Origin of the sequence: Maribellus luteus (genome assembly GCF_003576475.1) — a bacterium.
Classification (GTDB): Bacteria; Bacteroidota; Bacteroidia; order Bacteroidales; family Prolixibacteraceae; genus Draconibacterium; species Draconibacterium luteum.
This window is the reverse complement of record NZ_QWGR01000002.1, coordinates 223,861-237,404: the sequence shown is the minus strand read 5'-3', so window position 1 is coordinate 237,404 and position 13,544 is coordinate 223,861. Positions and strand designations below refer to the sequence as shown.

Genomic DNA, 13,544 nt, shown 5'->3' with positions numbered 1-13,544 from the left:
CCGAAGAGCATTTTTTATATCACGGTGAATTATTAAATCCAACAAAATGAATCGCTTTATAACTAAAAATAATGTCATTCTGCACCTATTGTTAGTGGCACTTACTTTTACAAATTGTAAAGACAAATCAGCAGAGAAACTCCCCATAACCCCTGACGTTAAAATTGGAAAACTTGAAAATGGCCTGACATATTACATCAAACACAACCGGCGCCCTAAGAACGAAATACACATGAACCTGGTTGTTAATGCCGGATCGGTGCTGGAAGATGAAGACCAACGTGGTTTTGCCCACTTTTGCGAACACATGGCATTTAACGGAACCGAATATTTCCCGGATAAAAAGCTAATCGAATATTTTGAATCGATTGGCTCAAAATTCGGAGAAAAAATAAACGCTTATACCTCCTTCGACGAAACGGTTTATCAGCTTAGTATTCCTGCCGAAAACGAGGAATACATAGACAATGGATTACTCGCAATACGTGACTGGGCCTGTGCAATAACTGATTCGGACGAAGAGATTGATGCAGAAAGAGGCGTAATTCATGAAGAATTTCGCACGCGGTATGATGTGAGCGGGCGCTTGCTGAATAACGCACTTCCTTACTTATTACACCAGTCGAAATATGCCGAACGCCATGTAATCGGGACCTACGAAGTAATCGATTACGGAAAACCAGAGGCGTTGCGCCGCTTCCGAAAAGACTGGTACCGCCCCGACTTACAGGCCGTTGTTATTGTTGGCGATTTCAACATCCGCGAAATGGAGGAAAAGGTAAAGGACCTTTTTTCGAAAATTCCGAAGAATAATACTCCCCGCGAAAAAACACCTGAAGAAATTCCCGATCACCCGGAAACGCTGGTAGGCCATTCTACCGACGAAGAACTAAACTCAACTTCTGTCTCTGTTTACTTTAAACACCCTTTTACACCGATCAAAACGGTTGGTGATTTCAGAACCCAACTGGTTCGCAATTTATACATTAGCATGTTAACCGACCGGCTTTTGCAGGTTGCTGACGACGAAGACATCATTGCACCCTTTTTTAGCGCCGGGGCAAGTTATTCACAGTTTATCGGCCCCAAATCGATGTATACGCTAAGGGCTACTGTAAAAGAAGACAAAGTAGCAGAATCAATCTTTTCCATATTGGAAGAAAATAAAAGAGCTTTTAGTTTCGGTTTTACCAAAGACGAATTTGAACGCACAAAGAAGAAATTTATAAGCAATGCCGGTAAAGCATTCCGCGAAAAAAACACCCGGGAATCTTCAGATTACGTGGATGACTATGTAAATAATTTTACCTTGTCTGAAGTTGCCCTGATCGACCCAAAATATAAATACGACCTTACCAAAGAGCTGCTTGAAGACATCTCTTTAAAGGAAATAAGAGAAGCCGGTGAATTGTTAACCACCCGTGAAAACCGGGTCGTTATTATCAATGCCCCCGAAAAAGGTAAAGATATTTTACCGGACGAAGCAAGCGTATTAAGTATTTTCTCGGAGGTTGAAGCGAAAGAACTTGAAGCCTTTTCGGAAGAAAAAAGTCTGGAAGAGCTTCTTCCAGAAGAACCGGTTCCGGGAAAAGTAGTAGAAGAAAGCATAGTGGAAGGTGTTGAAGACCTTGTGGAATGGAAGTTATCCAATGGAGCCAGGGTACTGCTTAAACCAACCAAATACAAAAACGACCAGATTTATTTTGGAGCATACAGCCCGGGAGGTTTTTCGGTGTATGACGACACCGATTATTTATCGGCCAGTTTTGCTCCCGATATAATTTCCTATGTCGGGGTTGGCGAATTCAGCCCTACCGACCTGTCAAAAGCGCTTTCAGGAAAAATGGTACAGGTCCGGCTGGGTTGTGGCGACTACTCCGAAGGCATGGGAGGTAACTCTACCGTTGAAGACCTGGAAACCATGTTAAAAATTGCTTATTTGTATTTTACTGCCCCCCGGGAAAGTAAACCCCGATACGACGCATTGCTCGAAAAAATAAACATGCAGTTAAAGAATAAATACCTTGATCCGAATGTTGTCTGGGGCGATTCGATAAACCGGATCATGACCTCCGATCATCCGCGGTCCAGACCCGTAACTGTAGACCGTGTTGCCAGCGAACTCGATTACGAAACGGTATACACTACCTACCGCGAACGATTCTCCAATGCCGGCGATTTTTCATTCTTTTTTACGGGGAGCCTCGACCCGGAAACCCTGAAACCATTGGTTGAAAAATACCTTGGTAGTTTACCTGGTAACGGGGATAACAAAGAAAGCTGGATTGACAGGGGAATTGAGCCCAAGCCAGGAAAGGTCGAGCACACCATGTACCTGGCCAAAGAGCAACGAAGCGTGGTAAGAATACTTTTTCCGGACAAAGAAATGGCCTATTCGCAAAAAAACAGAATGGTGTCGCAGGTAATGTGCGATGCTTTATCAAACCAGCTAATGGAAAACATCAGGGAAAAACAAGGAGGTGTGTATTCCATTCGTGCCTATCCTTATTTCTCTCCCTACCCAAAAGCGAACCTGAGCGTATCCATCCAGTTTGTTTGCGATCCAGAAAGGGTAGATGAACTGAAGGAGCTTGTTTTTAGTGAGATTAAGAAAATAAAAACCGAAGGAATTACCGGGGATGACCTGACCTCCATTGTAAAACAAATTGAGCACGACGACAGAACTTCGCGTGAAACAAACGATTACTGGATGGAACTAATACAGGAACACCTCGTGTACAGTATGGAATTCAACGATTTTCCAGAACTAATCCCTACGTTACAACAGATCACGAATCAGGACATACAAAACATGGCTAGAGAAGTTTTCACAATGGACAATTACAAGAACTTTAACCTAATGCCGGAACAAAAAGAATAATATGGCAATAACCGTTTTTTCATACATTTCATAAGATTAAACAGCGCAATTTTCATAGAATAGCAAATGTACGCTTCGTTGAGCACACACATAAAAGGCTGTGATTTTCACAGTCTTTTATTTTTTATAATTCTGGCCTTTCGTACTCAGAGTTGATCCGTCAGCCCACCCGCTCATCAATTTCTTTTAGTTCGCCGGGGTCTACTTCACCAAACCAGTCGTTGAGTTTCTGCCGGGCTTTGATCTTAATTTCCGGTGTAATACTTTTCGAAATCTGGGAGAGTGCAAACAGCAACACACCCAAATCGTCGGAATAACCGATTAGCGGTGCCAGGTCGAAAATGGCATCGGTGGGAAGGATAAAATACCCAAGTGCAGCAGCTATGCTCAGCTTTGTTTTTATCCCGGTTCCTTTGTCCTGCATGGTGTAATACAGCAGCAGAACCGCGTAAACTACTTTTGTGCCCGCTACTTTGGCATACTTTTTCAGTTTCTCCCAAAGCGACTCTTCTGAAAAATACTGGTTGTAATTATTTTTTGTCATTTTAAGCTTGATTGATTAAAGTCGAGTTGCTGATCTCCGTACTGCGCAACAATTTTCACCAGAATTTCATCCACTTCCAGGTTTGTTTCGGCGCGAAGCAGGGCAATTTTTAACTCCCTGAAATTGGGCAGACCGGGAAAATATTTGGCAAAATGCCGGCGCATCATCAGTATTCCGGAGCGTTCGTTGTCTTTCCATTCCAGGTTCATAAACATTTGCTCCTTCAGTACATCTACCGCTTCGGCAACCGTTGGCTGAGGAAATTCTTCGCCCGTAGAAAGGTAATGTTTTACTTCGCGGAAAAGCCAGGGACGGCCGATGGCTCCACGTCCGATCATCAGTCCGTCCACACCGGTTTCATCCAGGAATCTTTTCGCCTTTTCGCCGCTGTTTATGTCGCCGTTGCCAATAATCGGAATCCGGATTTTCGGGTTATTTTTCACTTCTCCTATCAACGTCCAGTCGGCCTCGCCGGCGTACAGTTGCTCGCGCGTTCTGCCGTGAATGGCCAGGGCCTGGATTCCCGCATCCTGCAAACGTTCTGCCGCTTCCAGAATTGGCATGTCGGCAGCTGTCCAGCCTAAGCGTGTTTTGGCTGTAACCGGCACACTCACCGCTTTTACAATCTCTGCTGCCATTTGCTGCATTTTGGGCAGATCTTTTAGCATGGCTGCTCCCGCACCGTGGCGAATGATCTTTTTCATGGGGCAGCCAAAATTGATGTCAATAAAATCGGGCTGGCTTTCTTCTGCCACCTGGGCAGCGCGCACCATCGACTCGATGTTGTGTCCGTAAATCTGAATGGCCACCGGGCGATCAAATTCAAAAAGATGCATTTTCTCACGGGTTTTCTGAATGTCGCGCACCAAAGCTTCTGACGACACAAATTCGGTGTACATCACATCGGCGCCAAATTTTTTGCACATCCAGCGAAACGACTTGTAAGTCACATCTTCCATCGGCGCCAGAAAAAGAGGCGTATTTCCCAGTTCAAGATTTCCAATCTTCATCTATAAATCCTTCTATCAATAGGCCGGCGGTCGCATTAACCACCACAGTGCCACCGTTCAACTTTTAAAAACAGGGCAAAGGTAGAAAATATTTCAGGCAGTGGATTTTAAAGCAGTCGCTTCACCTTGGTGTGTTCCGTTAGTTGCAGATTTTTCAGTTGAACACCGGTCAGCAGGTTCACCCCCGGTTTTTTCCCGGTATCAAAACTTCCGAAAGTATCTGAAATATGCAAAGCTTTGGCTCCGTTTACACAGGCCCAGCTAATAAGTTCTTCCAGTTGAATCTCCGGGAAATGTTGCTGAAGCGTGGTCATTTCTTTTAAAATGGAAAGAACCGAATTGGAAGCCAGACTGTCTGTTCCCAAACAAATATTCAACCCATACTTCCTGAAAAGCTCGACCGGAGGAAGCGCATTTTCAATGTATAAATTGGAACCCGGGCAGAGTACTAAAAAAGTATTTTCCATCGACCGTTGTAGTTCCAGATCTTGCAGATCGTTTTCGCTGGTGAACGTATTATGAACCAGCAGCAAGGTATTTTTTGCCGGCAGAAATTCCATTGCACAGTTTAATGAAGTGCCTCTGCCTGCCTGCCACTGCGAAAGATCGAGGCCAATGTTCTGTTGTAAGTGCTCTGCAATCGCCCCGGTACCTTCGTTAAAAAACTGCTCTTCGGCCTGGCTTTCCTGGTTGTGAATCGATAGAATACCGCCATTCTGCACTGCTTCGGCCTGTATTTTTCTGAAAAGTAGCTCTGAAACAGAATAAGGCGAGTGAGGGACAATGCTTGCCGGAAGTCCGCTTCGGTTGAACTCATTCCGGGCCTGAACCGCCAGATCAAAAGCCCGTTCGGCACGCGAAGGATGAAAACCAAAAGCTTCTACAAAGGTGTGGTAAGTTATTTTACTATTTTGCTTCACCGGAATGGAAGTCCCTGAATTAGATACATCGCCTACCGCAGCAATTCCTGCAGCCCACATCAAACGATCGGCCAGCTGCATGGCTTTCAGAACATGCCCGGGCTCTGCCTTTCGGAGCTTATTAATTTGCCCGAGAAAACCGCCCATACCGGTTTTTGCTGCTACTTTTTTATGTAAATGAGAAAGTTCGAGGTGACAATGTGCATTTACAAAGCCCGGAACAATAACGCCGCTGTAGTATTCCACACCGGCCTCTTCGCGCCAGTTATCAGCTCTTTCCTGTAATTCAACAACTGTTCCGTCGTCGTCGCAAACAAGAAGTCCGTTTTTTACAGGTGGCCTGTTTCCGGGGAAAATATATGTGGCCGCCAGTTTTCTCACATCTTTGGGCTATTTATCAATTTCGGCCTGCTCTTCCTTTAACTTCAGTTCATCCTGCTTTCTGCCGGATAATTCCTGCTCCATTTCACTCAGCTTCGAAGTTACTTTCCGGTACATTTTGTCGAAATTCTTCGGAACGCTGGCGTAGTAGATAAAAGATTGCTCGAACAAGCTATCCTGAACATGGTATTTGTCGAGCACCGAATAATAGAAGTTAACCGACGAATTATCTCGCATGATCGTATCGTAGCGAAACTTGTTATAAGTCGCTTCCGCCAAATGTATGTCTACCAGCATGTCGATCATCTGGCTTTCCTTAATCAGATTTTCTGGTTTCGGAACCACCGGATCGTCGCACGAAGCCACAACAAAAACCAGTAACAATACTATAAATTGGAATCTTTTCATCATCAGGGTGCCAAATTATAAATAGTTCGGTCAGAAATCAAAAATCGGAAGTTAAAAAAATTTATTTACCCTTTGTTTTGTCCTCATCCTGTCAAACGAAGTCTTCGCCTCAGCCATGGTGTTCCAAAACAAATTTCACGCAAAGTACGCTATGATTTATCCAAAAGAACGCAAAAAGGAAACTGGGAATGAGTACTCTGCGACCTTTGCGCGTCTTCAGTATCTTTGCGTGAACCTGATTTCAATATAAAACACTGCCTCGTTGGTGCCGCTTACTTCGCTGAAGGCCCGGTGAAAGCAGAGTAGTTTTGCCTCTGAAACTAATCAGGTTTATGCGAAAATCGTTTTGAATACTTCTTCCACCCGGCTTACTTTCACAATGTCGATTTTGAACTTCTTCGCATCAAAACCTTTGTTCAGCGACGGCACATAAATCCGTGAGAAACCCAGCTTGGCAGCTTCGGCAATCCGTTGTTCAATCCGGCTGACAGCCCTTATTTCGCCAGTTAATCCCACCTCCCCGGCAAAACAGATTTTGTGATTAATCGCAATGTCAATGTTCGACGATAGAATGGAACAAATAACCGCCAGGTCGGTGGCCGGATCGCTGATTTTAAGCCCGCCTGCAATGTTCAGAAATACGTCTTTGGCGATCAGTTTAAAACCCGCCCGTTTTTCGAGCACCGCCAGCAACATGTTCAGCCGCCGCAGATCAAAACCCGTAGAAGACCGCTGCGGAGTTCCGTAAGCCGCCGAACTCACCAGCGCCTGAATCTCAATCAGGAAAGGACGTACACCTTCGATAGTGGCAGCAATCGCAGTTCCACTCACATCGTGGCTCACTTTCGAGATCAGTTGCTCTGATGGATTGGTGATTTCGCGCAAACCATCGCTGCGCATTTCAAAAATTCCGAGTTCGTTGGTCGAGCCAAAACGGTTCTTGTTCGAGCGCAAAATACGGTACATGTAATTGGTGTCGCCTTCAAACTGCAAAACCGTGTCAACCATGTGTTCCAGCACTTTCGGGCCGGCCAGGTTGCCGTCTTTTGTGATATGACCGATGAGCACCACCGCCACATTATTTTTCTTGGCAAACTTTAAAATCGCCGCTGTACACTCGCGCACCTGTCCCACCGATCCGGGAGATGATTCGATCATTTCAGTGGAAATGGTTTGAATTGAGTCGATGATCAGCAGTTCAGGGTTAACCTGCTCGGTGTGAGCCAGGATGTTTTCGAGCGAAGTCTCACTTAAAAACAAACAAGTGCTGGTGTTATTGCTGAGGCGTTCGGCGCGCAGTTTTATTTGCTGCAGGCTTTCCTCGCCCGAGATGTAGAGAATATTTTTCGCGTTCAAACCCAGCGCCATTTGCAGTGCCAGGGTAGATTTCCCAATACCGGGATCGCCCCCCAGCAATATCAGCGAACCGGGAACAATACCCCCGCCCAGCACACGGTTAAATTCTTCGATACCTACCGAAATGCGGCTGTTTTTCACGGTTTCGATCTTGTCTAATGTCAGCGGCTGGTTGCCGGAAATCTGCACCGACAGTTTTCCGGTAGTTTGCTTTGTTGCCACGATTTCTTCCACATAGGTGTTCCACTCACCACAGGAAGTACATTTCCCGAGCCACTTGGGCGACTGTGCTCCGCAGTTTTGGCAGGTGTATATTGTTTTTGCTGAAGCCATATTAAAATAAATAATTACAGCGAAGTTACCATTAAAATTCGATTCTTTACCTGAAGTCTGTTTGTCCGCTTTCTTGCAACACAACACTGAAAACCCAATTTTTGGAAAGATTATTCTGAATCCGATCTCATGCAGACCACCAGCAAAAAAGCGCAATCAATAAAATTTCAAATATTAAGACAAAACTTACATTTTGTGTTAATCCTACGCTTTATAAATCATTATTCGTCGGAATTTATAATTTTGCTGACGGTGTTTGATAGGGATAGTTTTCACAAAAGTTAATTTAGAGACTCTGCATTGTGGCTTTTGCCCATGACAGACAAAGCAGGTTTCGGTTGTTTCATGAGAATTGGCGGTAAGCATAAAAACAAAAAAATAGTTGAGGTACTGTTTAAACAGCACTACGGCGAGTTATGCAATTATGCGTATGCAATTGTGAAAGACGACAGCGAAGCCGAAGATATTGTTCAGCAGTTTTTTGTAGATTTTATCGTATACAAAAGGTACAAAAAAGTAGAAAGCTCGATGGAAGCCTATCTTTTTTGCAGCGTAAAATTTGCCGCGCTTAAATTTTTAAAGCAAAAAATCAGAAAACAGCATGTCTTAATTGATGACTATACAAACAGTCTGCCGGCCGATGAAAATAAACCCGGCACTATTAACTACAAAAAAGCTCTGAACCAGGCGTTAAACAATCTTCCGCCCCGTTGCAAGGAAGTATTTGTAATGGTTCACCTTCAGCACCTTTCTTACTCTGAAGCCTCGGATGTACTGGGTGTTTCGATCAATACGGTAAAAACTCAACTCAAAAGGGCCATCAGCATCATTCGCGGGCAAGTACCCTATCCTTTTGAGCCCGAATTTGAATAAAAAAGAGTATTAGCCACCCCCTTGAAACCCTACAAAAAGCTGTATCCTAACATATAAAACAAAACGCCGTCAATTCCCCTGCAATTTTTTTTGAAAAAAAAATTAGTTTTTCTTTCACCCTTTTCTTCTTTTTGAACACTTACAGATAAACATTAAAACATAACAAGCAGAACCAAAAGAACCGATGGAAGACAAAAGACGCTATGATGTCAATAAAGCCTGGGAAAACGTAAACTCGGCTGCCACGCGCAAGCAACACCGGAGAATTGCGGTTAGAGTGGGAAGCACAACCCTGGTTGCAGTATTGGCTGTTCTGATATTGATTCCCTTGCTCCGGACCAATCCGGTTAGTGAAATGACAGCACAGGAGCAATATACCGGAAGAAAAAAAGCAACTTTGTATTTAGCCGATGGACCAACCGTGGAACTGTTGGATTCGTTGGACCACAGTCTGGATCAGATTATTATTCAGGAGAACATCACACCACTTAATAATACGGCAAAAAACAGCGTAAAAAAGAATGTACTGGAAGTACCGACCGGGGGAGAATATTATTTCGAACTTCCGGACGGTACCAAGGTATGGATCAACTCGCAAACAAGGCTCGAATTTCCGTCGGAGTTTACCGGGAAAAAACGCGAAGTATTTGTAAGCGGGCAGGCTTATTTCGACGTCGTACACAATGCCGAAATGCCTTTTGTTATTCATACGCCGCGCGGAGATGTGGAAGTTAAAGGAACATCCTTCGATTTGAAAGTTTACGATAATGACCAGACTTTTGAAACAACCCTGGTAGAGGGTTCAGTTAGCCTGGCCATTCCGGAACTGCCCAACACATTAATGCGCCCCGGGCAACGATGTGTATTTTCAGAGGCTACCGGAGAGATATCCACTCAAAATGTGGACGTAAAACTTTATACATCGTGGAAAGACGGGGTTTTTTATTTCGAGGACAAAAACCTTTCAGAAATTGCCAAAGAACTGGAACGCTGGTACGAAGTATCTTTTGCATTTACAGATGCAGAAGCTGCCCGGGTAAGGTATTCCGGTCAATACGATAAAAACCAGCAGCTCGACGAAATCCTTCAGCTGCTAAGCCAAACCGGAGGTATCAATTTTATTACGGAGGGAAACACCATTAAGATTAAATCACAACCTTCTAGTTAGCAGATAGATCATCCATATAATTTGTCTTCGTTTGAAACCGAAGAAGAGTCATCATTGGGCTTTGAATTTCCAAAATCCGAAGGTGAATAGCACGAAATATGCAAAAAAACAAACCATACATGATTAAGAATTTACAAAAAATGATGCGAAAAACTGCATTTACCTTTTTGCTACTGACCTTGTTCAGTACAGCGTATTTTAGCTCTGCTGAAAATCCACAATCGGGCACTGCAACCGTGACCGTAAAGCAGGTGATGGACCACTTAAAAAAGCAAACCGGGAAAAATTTCTTCTACAGCACCACCAATATCGATACTAAGAAATCGATTCAGGTGAATCTGCGCGACAGTGCGGAGAAGATCCTTGATGCCTTGTCGGATCAGCTTTCGGTGGATGTGGAAGTAAAAGAAAAAATAATCGTACTTACTCCGGCTCCTGCAGAAAAAAAGGAAGAACCGGTAGTTGTACCAGTAAAAAACGTGCAGGAAAAAAAGCGGACAATTACCGGGTTGGTAACAGATGAAAACGGAGAAGGTATAATAGCTGCAACCATTACTTACCGCATAAACGGGCTACTTCAGGGCACAACTACCCTGCTCGACGGAACGTTTGAAATCACTATTCCCGAAGAAGTAAAAAGCATTACGGTTAACATGATCGGATACCAGGAAAACGTGGTTGCGATTGATGATAAGAACCACTATAACATTGCATTAAAACTCTCTCTGCAGGGATTGGACGAAGTAGTAGTTACCGGGTTTCAGAATGTTGACCGCCGCGAGTTTACAGGGTCGGTACAGAAAGTAAAAATGGCTGATGTTCAGCAACCGGGACTCGAAACAGTTGATAAAATGCTTCAGGGACAGGTGGCCGGTGTACAAATTGAAAACGTTTCGGGAACCACCGGATCAAGAAGCAAGATCCGAATCAGAGGAAATTCATCGATCAGTGGTAACCGCGAGCCATTGTGGGTTATCGATGGTGTGGTAATGGAAGATGCCGTAAAAATCAATCCCAACGAATTGTATTCCGGAGACCCAACAACCCTGGTTAGTTCGGCAATTGGCGGCTTGAACCCCAATGATATTGAAGAAATTTCGATATTGAAAGATGCATCGGCCACTGCGCTTTACGGCACACAAGCCGTAAACGGGGTAATTGTGGTTACTACCAAACGTGGGAAAAAAGATCACTTTAGCATTGATTATGCAGGAAACTTCACCACAGAAATGAAGCCTGAAATCGCTGATTTTTACATGATGAATTCCAACGACAGGATATTACTGTCGAAAGAAATGTTCAACAAAGGCCTGATGAACTACAACAACCTCGATTACTATGCCGGAGGTTTTGGACAGGCCGTGATGCGCTACTACGACAAATCGATTACCGACGAACAATTTCAACAGGAAGTTTACCGCCTTCGGAAAGAAAATACCGACTGGTTCGACCTGCTGTTCAGAAACTCTTTTAAAATGGAGCACAACGTTAGTATCACTTCCGGTACTGAACGTGCACAATATTACTTTTCGTTGAATTATTTCAAGGATATGGGCAATACAGTCGGGCAAAGCACCGATCGCTTCATTGCCAACTTTAAAGCCAATTACAATGTTGCCAGAAACTTCAGGGCAGGCATCAAATTCAACGTCAGCAATAAGGAACAGGAAATATTTAATTCCAACACCAACCCATATGTATATGCGTTGTCAACCAGCCGGGCCATCCCCGAACAAGAAGCTGACGGATCGGACTATTACTATACCTACAACAAATCGAAAATGAACATTTTCAACGAAATTGAAAACTCATTTTCGAACCTGAGCAACATCGATGCACTTTGTCAAATTGATCTGAACTGGAAAATCCATCCCAATATCGATTTAAACTCGATTGTTTCGTTCCGGAAAACCTATGCCCATGTTGAGCGGATCTATACCGAGAATTCGAACGTGGCCAATGTTTACCGCGATAATTCCGATTACTTTTTTGTTGATTCGGACGATGAAGATGCCCCCTCCGAAGGTGTAAGCATTCTTCCCCGCGGCGGGCTGATGCAAACCAACGACGACCGCAGTTCGTTTTTTACCAACCGAAATACGATTGCCTGGTCGAAAATATTTGACGACCACAAGGTAGATCTTTTTGGAGGACAGGAATACCGGAGCAAAATCTACGATTATTCTTATGTATTTGGTTACGGCTACGAATACTACCGCGGCAAATCAGCCAATCCGAGCTACTTGCCCATTAAACGCGCCGAAGTTTATTCGCTCGATCCGTATTTTGGCTTAAATACCAGCCCAACCTACTTGTTCTCGTACTTTGCCACTGCAACCTATACCTACAAAGGAAGATATACCCTTAACGGGAACATGCGTTCGGACGGGTCGAACCAGTTTGGAAGAGCTGCCCGTTACCGTTTCCTACCTATATGGAGCTTGGGCGCCAACTGGAACATCACCCAGGAAGGCTTTATGAAAGATCAGAAGTTCTTTTCCAACCTTGCACTGAGAGGATCATTTGGTCTTAGAGGCAACGTTTCGGGAAGCTTCTCGCCACAAGTGTTGGCCTATTATGACCTGTCGTATGCCATCGACCCTACCGACAAAGAAGAAGTACTCTATGTAATGCAACCGCCCAACCCGGATTTACAGTGGGAAAAGGAACATATTTATAACCTGGCTGTCGACTTTTCGATTAAAAACAATATCAGCGGTAGCGTGGAATACTACAACCGCAGTAACTTCGATCTCATCAGCCCATATCCGGTTTCCAGGGTTACCGGTTTCGACCAGGTAAACCTGAACTGGGCAAGTATGCGTAACCAGGGAATCGAACTGGCACTGTCCTCGACCAACATACGGACAAACAAACTTACGTGGTCAACCAACTTCACCTTTGGTTATAACAAAAACGAAGTTCTCGAGGCTTTTTATACCCCAACACTTCGTACGCTTACAGCAAGCAATATAGTCGCACCTGTGGAAGGAAACCCGATGACCGGTATTTATGCTTTCCGCTTTGCCGGACTGGATGAAGCCGGTATCCCGACTTTCTATGACGCTGATGACAATGTAGTGTACGGAATGGACCTTTCGACCCGCGACATGGATGCGCTGGAATACATGGGAAGCCGCGAGCCCGTATACTCGGGAGGGATCACGAATACATTGACGTACAAAGACTTCAACTTTTCGTTGCTGTTTGTATACAGTGGCGGAAATAAAACGCGGCTCGACCCGGTTTACCAGTATTATTACGAGGACACCAAAAACGTTTCGCAGGAAATGGTGAACCGCTGGCAATTCCCCGGCGATGAACAGTACACCAGTGTACCGGCCATTCTCGACCTGGAAACACAGTATGCCATGCAGATACAGGGATATGACATTCCCTACATGTACAACAACAGCAACATCCGGGTGGTGAATGCATCGTACCTAAAACTGCGCAATGCTGCGATCGGCTATAACCTTCGGAAAGAAAAGCACAAAGTTACCGGGGTTGGCGATATCCACCTGCAGATACAGGGACAAAACCTATGGTCGCTTACCCACAAAGACCTGAACGGCCGCGATCCGGAAGCCATGGTGCAAGGTTCGAATATTCCACTTCAAACCTCCTTTACATTTAGTGTGAAAGCCAATTTTTAAGAAACAAATAAGTA

9 protein-coding genes are annotated in these 13,544 nt (G+C 44.5%); 4 read left to right on the top strand and 5 right to left on the bottom strand.

The genetic code is table 11. The features are described 5' to 3' along the window. Positions 1-46: 46 nt before the first annotated feature. Positions 47-2,881, top strand: a complete 2,835-nt coding sequence (locus D1614_RS03785) for a M16 family metallopeptidase (RefSeq protein WP_119436562.1) — start codon at positions 47-49, stop codon at positions 2,879-2,881. A gap of 160 nt (positions 2,882-3,041) precedes the next feature. Here D1614_RS03785 and D1614_RS03780 read toward each other — a convergent pair whose 3' ends face one another. From D1614_RS03780 to radA, 5 genes are all read right to left on the bottom strand, one after another. Next, a complete protein-coding gene (locus D1614_RS03780) occupies positions 3,042-3,425 on the bottom strand; it encodes a YkvA family protein (RefSeq protein ID WP_119436561.1) in 384 nt (127 codons plus the stop codon). Further along, positions 3,422-4,435 (bottom strand): tRNA dihydrouridine synthase DusB, encoded by a 1,014-nt coding sequence (gene dusB / locus D1614_RS03775; RefSeq protein WP_119436560.1) that lies wholly within the window; start codon positions 4,433-4,435, stop codon positions 3,422-3,424. The genes D1614_RS03780 and dusB overlap by 4 nt, the downstream gene beginning before the upstream one ends. A gap of 107 nt (positions 4,436-4,542) precedes the next feature. Then, positions 4,543-5,736 (bottom strand): amidohydrolase family protein, encoded by a 1,194-nt coding sequence (locus D1614_RS03770; RefSeq protein WP_119436559.1) that lies wholly within the window; start codon positions 5,734-5,736, stop codon positions 4,543-4,545. Positions 5,737-5,745: 9 nt separating this feature from the next. After that, a complete protein-coding gene (locus tag D1614_RS03765) occupies positions 5,746-6,147 on the bottom strand; it encodes a DUF4296 domain-containing protein (RefSeq protein WP_119436558.1) in 402 nt (133 codons plus the stop codon). A 327-nt stretch (positions 6,148-6,474) separates the two neighbouring features. Continuing rightward, positions 6,475-7,833 (bottom strand): DNA repair protein RadA, encoded by a 1,359-nt coding sequence (gene radA / locus D1614_RS03760; protein ID WP_119436909.1) that lies wholly within the window; start codon positions 7,831-7,833, stop codon positions 6,475-6,477. Positions 7,834-8,148: 315 nt separating this feature from the next. Here radA and D1614_RS03755 point away from each other — a divergent pair, with 315 nt between their 5' ends. The 3 genes from D1614_RS03755 to D1614_RS03745 all read left to right on the top strand — a co-directional run bounded on the left by D1614_RS03755 (position 8,149) and on the right by D1614_RS03745 (position 13,530). Further along, positions 8,149-8,706: an RNA polymerase sigma factor gene (locus tag D1614_RS03755; RefSeq protein ID WP_119436557.1), complete on the top strand. Its 558-nt coding sequence runs from the start codon at positions 8,149-8,151 to the stop codon at positions 8,704-8,706. A 184-nt stretch (positions 8,707-8,890) separates the two neighbouring features. Further along, a complete protein-coding gene (locus D1614_RS03750) occupies positions 8,891-9,874 on the top strand; it encodes a FecR family protein (protein ID WP_119436556.1) in 984 nt (327 codons plus the stop codon). A gap of 119 nt (positions 9,875-9,993) precedes the next feature. Further along, entirely contained in the window at positions 9,994-13,530 is a 3,537-nt protein-coding gene (locus D1614_RS03745; protein ID WP_162304397.1) for a SusC/RagA family TonB-linked outer membrane protein, read from the top strand. Positions 13,531-13,544: the final 14 nt, after the last annotated feature.

Excerpts from the sequence above, each read along its gene's own strand:
- D1614_RS03785 (WP_119436562.1), top strand. The coding sequence starts at position 47 with ATGAATCGCTTTATAACTAAAAATAATGTCATTCTGCACCTATTGTTA.
- D1614_RS03780 (WP_119436561.1), bottom strand. The coding sequence starts at position 3,425 with ATGACAAAAAATAATTACAACCAGTATTTTTCAGAAGAGTCGCTTTGG.
- dusB (WP_119436560.1), bottom strand. The coding sequence starts at position 4,435 with ATGAAGATTGGAAATCTTGAACTGGGAAATACGCCTCTTTTTCTGGCG.
- D1614_RS03765 (WP_119436558.1), bottom strand. The coding sequence starts at position 6,147 with ATGATGAAAAGATTCCAATTTATAGTATTGTTACTGGTTTTTGTTGTG.
- radA (WP_119436909.1), bottom strand. The coding sequence starts at position 7,833 with ATGGCTTCAGCAAAAACAATATACACCTGCCAAAACTGCGGAGCACAG.
- D1614_RS03755 (WP_119436557.1), top strand. The coding sequence starts at position 8,149 with ATGACAGACAAAGCAGGTTTCGGTTGTTTCATGAGAATTGGCGGTAAG.
- D1614_RS03750 (WP_119436556.1), top strand. The coding sequence starts at position 8,891 with ATGGAAGACAAAAGACGCTATGATGTCAATAAAGCCTGGGAAAACGTA.
- D1614_RS03745 (WP_162304397.1), top strand. The coding sequence starts at position 9,994 with ATGATTAAGAATTTACAAAAAATGATGCGAAAAACTGCATTTACCTTT.